The sequence below is a fragment of the Cupriavidus numazuensis genome (assembly GCF_905397435.1).
GTDB classification, from domain to species: Bacteria; Pseudomonadota; Gammaproteobacteria; order Burkholderiales; family Burkholderiaceae; genus Cupriavidus; species Cupriavidus numazuensis.
This window is the reverse complement of the sequence record NZ_CAJPVI010000017.1, coordinates 143207-150361: the sequence shown is the minus strand read 5'-3', so window position 1 is coordinate 150361 and position 7155 is coordinate 143207. Positions and strand designations below refer to the sequence as shown.

The window sequence follows — 7155 nt, the reverse complement described above, 5'->3', positions numbered from 1 at the left end:
CGGTTGCTGCGCGGCGCTAGTGGGCTCGGCGAGCACGGCGGCGTAAGGCAGGATCCAGTGGCGGCCGCTGGTGGTGTCCTGGACCACCGCTTGGGTCTGACGCAGTTCGAGGATGCGCCCCTGGCGCACCGGCTGGGTGAGATCGTCGGCGACGTAATCCACAGTCATACCGATATGCAGGTGCCTGCGGACCTCGAGGATACGCTTGGGATCGTTGATCATTCGCCCGATGGTCAGATACAGGCGGTACAGGTCGGCACTTGGGGCCAGGCGCAGAGCGTCAGGGATGTCCATGACGCGCAGTGTAGCGGTTAGCGCGCCAGCGGCAACAGTTCGTGGACCTGACTGATCGGGTGGGCCGGCAGGCGCTCCAGCGTCTCCTTGAGCCAGCCATAGGGCTCGATGCCGTTCAGGCGGCAGGTCCCGAGCAAGGAATACATCGTGGCAGCGGCGCGCGCGCCGCGCGGTGAGCCAGCGAACATCCAGCCCGCCCTGCCCAAGGCAATCGGGCGGATCGCGCGCTCGAGGCGATTGTTATCGGGCTCAAGGATGCCGCTCTCGGTGTAGCGCACCAGCGCCTGCCAGTGCCGCAGCGCGTAGCCGAAGGCTTGTGCCAGCGGCTGCCTGGCGAGCAGGCCATGGGCGTTACCCTGCAGCCACTGGTGGAACTGCACCAGCAACGGCACAGCATCGGCCTGGCGCACCGCCAGCTTGTGCTCCGGTGACTTGTCCTTGATGCCGGCTTCGATGGCATACAGCTTGCCAATCCACGCCAATGCCTGCGCGGCCAGCCCTGGTGTCTTCTGGGCCTTGGCGATCTCGAAGAAGCGTCGGCGGCAATGCGCCCAGCATCCGACCTCGATGATCCGGCCGGTACGGTAAAGCGCATCGTGGCCGCTGTAGGCATCCGCCTGCAGGTAGCCATGATAGTCGCGCAGGAAGTTCAGGGGATGGGCGCCGGCGCGGGATTCAGCGAACTCGAACAGCACCGCTGGCGGGTGGTCGACCCATAAGCCGTTCTCCTGCCGCTGCCCGGCCCCGAGGTAGCCCCATAGATAGGTCTGTCGGGTAGTGGTGCGCCCGCGCTCGAGTAGTGGCAGCGTGGTGTCGTCCAGGTGCAGCCGCGGCGCCTGCAGGACGTGGTTGCGCAACGGCGGCAGCAGCGTGGCCAGCAGCTCGGCAGAAGCCAGCTTCCATTCGCACAGGGTAGCCCTTGGCAGGTGCACGCCCAGGCGCGCATAGCGCGTCTCCTGCCGATTGATCGGCAGGTGGTCCACGAAGGTGTCGACCTGGATGCTGGCCAGCAGCCCGGCGCTGGCGTTGCTCTTGGGCAGCGGCGAGGGTTGCGCGGCGGCGGTCACGATCGTGGACTCGCCATCCTTGGTGGCCACATACTTGAAGCGGATGTGCTCGATTACGCGGAGCTTGGCCGGCTCGTAGTGCAGCGTCTCGCTGCGCTCCTCGCCGATGCGCTCCAGGGAGTCGAAGCTTGCCTTCTGCGCCTCGGACAGGTCGTATTCGATGCGCGTGCGCGGCAGGTCCTTGGGCAAGGCCGGGCGGCCCTTGCGGGTGTGGCACGCCACCTTCACCTCCGGCGTCGCCGGCGGTGAAGGCAGGTCCAGCGGTTGCGCAAAGAGTTCGGCCTGCCCCGGCAGACGCTCGGAACTGGCGCCGAACTGCGCGCGGTTAAGCTGCGCGACCTGGTGCTTCAGGATCTCGAGTTGCTCCCACAGCGTGCGGGCGAGCCGGTTCTGCTCCAGCGCGAGAGTACGTACCGCCTCGAGATCGGCTGGCAGGTCGGAGGGTGTCAGTACCGGAAGCATGGTGCCATGATGCGCCAGCGCCGACAGGTTTACAAGTCACAAGACGCGCGTGGCCGTGACAGTGCGGTGGGGTCGAACCGCCGGGATCTCGATGCCTTCGAGCCAGGCGTTCAGTTCGGCCAGCGTGAAGCCACGCTGGGCTAGCGTCGCGGGCGATGGAAACCGGCCGTGCGAAAGCCGCTTGTACCACAACGCGAAGCCGGTGCGGTCCCAATACAGAATCTTGACCTTCGATCGATCGCGGCCGACGAAGACAAACAGGTTCCCCGACAGCGGACTCTTGGCCAGCAACGGCTCCACCAGATACGATAGGCCGTCGATGGACTTGCGCATGTCGACCGCGTCACGGCAGATGAAAGCCTGCACATCGCCGCCGATCAGCACCGGCCGCCTCCCAACTGCCCCAGCACGAAGCGCACGATGCGTTCGGCATGCACGCCACTCAGCTCGATACGTGCGCCGCCGAGCGTGACGACCACCTGGTCGCGAGACTTCGACGGTAGCGGGTCGCTCGCCGGCACGACAGTCGGCACTGCAACCGTTGCCGCGGCGATGAATGCTGTGTCCGCAGTCAAAGACATTGGCGGCGCCACCGGCGATTGCTGCGCGTGGCTCAAGCGCTTGCGCCACAAGCCGAAAGTGCTGACCGCCAAGCCGTGCTGCCGGCAGAAGGCACGGATGCTCCCGCCGCTGTGACCCCATTGCGCCAGTAGATCGCGCCAGAAAGCCTCATCGTGGCGGTCATACCTTGACCCAGATCGTCCGCTCTTACCTTCCCGCTGATCGGCCATCGCTTCACTCCCAGAGATCGTGAAGCCTCTACCTTCTCATCGCCGCCCACTACTCGCCAGACGGGTTCCGCTGACGGTTACGCATTGCGCGCTGCGGTGTCTCTGAGTCGGCTGTGGCTGCAGCAGGGCCGGCAGGCAGAGGCCCGCCCGTTGCTCTCCGAAAGCTATGGCTGGTTCAGCGAAGGCTTCGACACCGCGGACCTGCGCGAAGCCAGGGCGCTGCTCTCAGCCCTCTGCCAGGAACCAGTCGACCCTTGCGCTGACCTCGATGGCTTGCATGCCCTTCCGCTTGTCATTGGCGCGCCATCAGCTCAATCGGCCTCAATCGGCCTCAATCGGCCCCCACCGTGGTGACCGGGACCCAGCGGCCATCCTTGACTTCATAGAGCGTCGAGGTCGGGTTCTTCAGGTCGCCGTTCGCATCGAACGCAATTTTCCCGATGCGCGGGTCGCTCTGGCCATCGACCGCATGGAGTTCGAAGCGGACATCCTTGCCGCCCAGCTTGAATTGCTGTGCATTGGCTTCTTCAATAGCGAGACGAACGCCGTTCTGCATGTCCTTGCCATGAGCGGCGTTAATTCCGGTCAGAGGGCTGGACACGCCAATTTTGACAACCTGTTGCCCGTGCGCGTAGCTGCAAGCGCAGACCAGCAACATCGCAGTCAAGCTTGCCGAAAGTAGTCGTCGCAAGAAAGGGAGCATCGGGATCAGGCCGGCGAGACGATGAATCGGCACCCCGCGATGAGGTAGCACCGCGTGCCGCCCAATTCTAAAGTAACCGGGTAACGTTGGCGGAGTGTTCAATTTCAACAGTGAAACCGTGCATTTCATTGACGAAACCGCAAAGCGCACACCTGCCAAAAAAACCATAGAAATCAAGGAGCTTTGATTGCAGCGGGCGTTGGCCTGCTTCTTGCGCTAGTCCCCGACCGGCCTTCGCCTACTCGTCCCCCCGGGACGAGGCACCGCACCCAATTGACCATGATGGGCCACCTCAACCCTGGCCGCCCCTTCCTTTGTGCGCTATGAACTACGCTCCAATCAAATCCCTGCTGATTGCCAACCGATCAGAAATCGCGATTCGCGTGATGCGGGCTGCCGCCGAGATGAACATCCGGACGGTCGCCATCTATTCGAAGGAAGACCGGCTCGCGCTCCATCGCTTCAAGGCGGATGAAAGCTACCTGGTCGGCGAGGGCAAGAAGCCGCTGGCGGCCTACCTCGATATCGACGACATCCTGCGCATCGCACGGCAGGCGAAGGTCGACGCCATCCACCCGGGCTACGGCTTCCTCTCGGAGAACCCCGATTTCGCGCAAGCCGTGATGGACGCCGGCATCCGCTGGATCGGCCCGTCGCCGGATGTGATGCGCAAGCTCGGCAACAAGGTCGCGGCGCGCAATGCCGCAATCGAGGCGGGTGTGCCGGTGATGCCGGCCACCGACCCGTTGCCGCAAGATCTGGACGCATGCAAGCGCCTGGCAGCCGGCATCGGCTATCCGCTGATGCTCAAGGCGAGCTGGGGCGGTGGCGGGCGTGGCATGCGTATGCTGGAGAACGAACAGGATCTCGAAACGTTGCTGCCGGCCGCAAGGCGCGAGGCGCTGGCCGCGTTCGGCAACGATGAGGTCTACGTCGAGAAACTGGTACGCAATGCACGCCACGTCGAAGTGCAGGCGCTCGGCGACACGCATGGCAACCTGGTGCACCTGTACGAGCGCGACTGTACCGTGCAGCGGCGCAACCAGAAGGTGGTGGAGCGCGCGCCTGCGCCGTACCTCGACGACGCCGGCCGCGCAGCGCTGTGCGATGCGGCGATGCGGCTGATGCGCGCGGTCGGCTACACGCACGCCGGCACGATCGAATTCCTGATGGATGCCGACTCCGGCCAGTTCTACTTCATCGAAGTCAATCCGCGCATCCAGGTCGAGCACACGGTCACCGAGATGGTCACCGGCGTCGATATCGTCAAGGCGCAGATCCGCATCACCGAAGGCGGCCATATCGGCATGACCGAGAACACGCGCGATGCCGACGGCAAGATCGTGGTGCGTGCCGCGGGCGTGCCAGAACAAGCGGGCATTTCGCTGAACGGGCATGCGCTCCAATGCCGGATCACCACCGAGGATCCCGAGAACGGCTTCCTGCCCGACTATGGCCGGTTGTCCGCGTACCGCAGCGCCGCTGGCTTCGGCGTGCGACTCGATGCCGGCACGGCGTACGGTGGCGCGGTGATCACGCCGTACTACGATTCGCTGCTGGTCAAGGTCACGACCTGGGCACCAACCGCTCCCGAGTCGATCCGGCGCATGGACCGCGCGCTGCGCGAGTTCCGCATCCGCGGCGTGGCGTCCAACCTGCAGTTCCTCGAAAACGTCATCAACCATCCGTCGTTCAAGGCCGGCGACGTCACCACGCGCTTTATCGACAAGACGCCAGAACTGCTCGCCTTCACCAAGCGACAGGATCGCGCGACCAAGCTGCTGCACTATCTCGGCGATGTATGCGTCAATGGCCATCCCGAAATGACCGGCCGCTCGCTGCCGTCGTTGCCGCTGCCCGCGCCGGTGCTCCCCGCAGTGGACGCCACGAGCCCGCTGCCGACCGGCACGCGCGATCTGCTGCGCGAGCTTGGTGCGGAAAAGTTCTCGCAATGGATGCTCGAGCAGAAGCGGGTGCTGCTAACCGACACGACGATGCGCGATGCGCACCAGTCCCTGTTCGCCACGCGCATGCGCACCGCCGACATGCTGCCGATCGCGCCGTTCTACGCGCGCGAGCTGCCGCAGCTGTTCTCGATGGAGTGCTGGGGTGGTGCGACGTTCGATGTGGCCCTGCGCTTCCTGAAGGAAGACCCGTGGCAGCGTCTTGAGCAATTGCGCGAGCGGGTGCCGAACATCCTGTTCCAGATGCTGCTGCGCGGCTCGAATGCGGTCGGCTACACCAATTACGCGGACAACGTGGTGAAGTTCTTCGTGCGCCAGGCCGCCAGCGCCGGCGTGGACGTGTTCCGCGTGTTCGATTCCCTGAACTGGGTGCGCAATATGCGCGTGGCCATCGATGCCGTGGGCGAAAGCGGCGCGCTGTGCGAAGGCGCGATCTGCTACACCGGCGACATCTTCGACGGCTCCCGTCCCAAGTACGACCTGAAGTATTACGTCGGCATCGCGCGCGAGCTGAAGCAGGCCGGCGTGCATGTGCTGGGCATCAAGGACATGGCAGGCATCTGCCGTCCGCAGGCCGCGGCCGCGCTGGTCAAGGCACTCAAGGAAGAGACCGGCCTGCCCGTGCACTTCCACACGCATGACACCAGCGGCATCTCGGCCGCATCCGCGCTGGCCGCCATCGAGGCGGGCTGCGATGCGGTGGATGGTGCGCTCGATGCGATGAGCGGACTGACATCGCAACCGAACCTGTCGAGCATCGCGGCAGCGCTGGCCGGCAGCGAGCGCGATCCCGGACTGAGCCTGGAGCGGCTGCACGAGGCGTCGATGTACTGGGAAGGCGTGCGTCGCTACTACGCGCCGTTCGAGTCGGAGATCCGCGCCGGTACGGCCGATGTCTACCGCCACGAAATGCCCGGCGGCCAGTACACCAACCTGCGCGAGCAGGCGCGTTCGCTTGGCATCGAGCATCGCTGGACCGAGGTGTCGCGCGCTTACGCCGATGTCAACAAGATGTTCGGCGATATCGTGAAGGTGACGCCGACTTCCAAGGTGGTCGGCGACATGGCGCTGATGATGGTCGCCAATGACATGAGCGCGGCCGATGTTTGTGATCCGGCGAAGGACATTGCGTTTCCTGAATCGGTGGTCTCGCTGTTCAAGGGCGAGCTGGGCTTCCCGCCCGATGGGTTCCCCGCGGAACTGTCGCGCAAGGTGCTGCGCGGCGAGCCGCCCGCGCCTTACCGCCCGGGCGACCAGATCCCGGCGGTTGACCTCGACGCAGCACGCGCCGAAGCTAGCGCGGCTTGCGAACAGCCAGTCGACGACCGTCAACTGGCGTCGTACCTGATGTATCCCAAGCAGGCCGTCGCCTATCACGCGCACGTGCGCACCTACAGCGATACCTCGGTGGTGCCGACGCCGGCCTTCCTTTACGGCCTGCAGCCGCAGGAAGAAGTGGGCATCGACATCGAGCCGGGCAAGACATTGCTGGTCTCGCTGCAGGGCACGCATGCCGACGCCGAAGAGGGCAACATCAAGGTCCAGTTCGAACTGAACGGGCAGTCGCGTACGGCGGTGATCGAGCAGCGCAGCACCGTGCAGGCCGGCACGTCGCGCCACAGCCGTCCGGTTGCCGACCCCGAGAATCCGCTGCACATCGCCGCGCCGATGCCAGGCTCGATCGTGACCGTAGCGGTCCAGCCGGGCCAACGCGTGGCGGCCGGGACGACGCTGATCGCGCTGGAAGCCATGAAGATGGAAACCCACATCGCGGCTGAGCGCGACTGCGAGATCGCCGCCGTGCATGTGAAGTCTGGTGACCGGGTGTCGGCGAAGGACTTGCTGATCGAGCTGAAGGGAACGGATTAACCCTG

At 65.0% G+C, this 7155-nt stretch carries 4 protein-coding genes and 2 pseudogenes; 1 reads left to right on the top strand and 5 read right to left on the bottom strand.

Features of this window, described 5'->3' with window-relative positions; genetic code table 11:
• From KHO41_RS15690 to KHO41_RS41235, 5 genes and pseudogenes are all read right to left on the bottom strand, one after another.
• A pseudogene (locus KHO41_RS15690) lies at positions 1-294 on the bottom strand (hypothetical protein); the annotation flags it as partial.
• Between the two features lie 17 nt (positions 295-311).
• Complete coding sequence (tnpC, locus tag KHO41_RS15685) at positions 312-1823, bottom strand: IS66 family transposase (protein ID WP_211954196.1); 1512 nt, start codon at positions 1821-1823, stop codon at positions 312-314.
• A 36-nt stretch (positions 1824-1859) separates the two neighbouring features.
• A complete protein-coding gene (tnpB, locus tag KHO41_RS15680) occupies positions 1860-2207 on the bottom strand; it encodes an IS66 family insertion sequence element accessory protein TnpB (protein WP_211954195.1) in 348 nt (115 codons plus the stop codon).
• The gene (gene tnpA, locus KHO41_RS41895; protein ID WP_407065378.1) at positions 2201-2614 is read right to left on the bottom strand and encodes an IS66 family insertion sequence element accessory protein TnpA; all 414 of its coding nucleotides are present in this window, start codon (positions 2612-2614) and stop codon (positions 2201-2203) included. Before tnpA ends, tnpB begins: the two co-directional genes overlap by 7 nt.
• A 436-nt stretch (positions 2615-3050) precedes the next feature.
• A pseudogene (locus KHO41_RS41235) lies at positions 3051-3317 on the bottom strand (ABC transporter substrate-binding protein); the annotation flags it as partial.
• A gap of 323 nt (positions 3318-3640) precedes the next feature.
• On the opposite strand from KHO41_RS41235, the gene KHO41_RS15665 reads away from it, so the two are divergent.
• On the top strand, positions 3641-7150 hold the full coding sequence (locus tag KHO41_RS15665) for a pyruvate carboxylase (protein ID WP_211954193.1): 3510 nt from the start codon (positions 3641-3643) through the stop codon (positions 7148-7150).
• The last annotated feature ends 5 nt before the right edge of the window (positions 7151-7155 follow it).

What these genes read in the sequence shown, in the direction of transcription:
- tnpC (WP_211954196.1), bottom strand. Translation starts at nt 1,823, where the DNA reads ATGCTTCCGGTACTGACACCCTCCGACCTGCCAGCCGATCTCGAGGCG.
- tnpA (WP_407065378.1), bottom strand. Translation starts at nt 2,614, where the DNA reads ATGGCCGATCAGCGGGAAGGTAAGAGCGGACGATCTGGGTCAAGGTAT.
- KHO41_RS15665 (WP_211954193.1), top strand. Translation starts at nt 3,641, where the DNA reads ATGAACTACGCTCCAATCAAATCCCTGCTGATTGCCAACCGATCAGAA.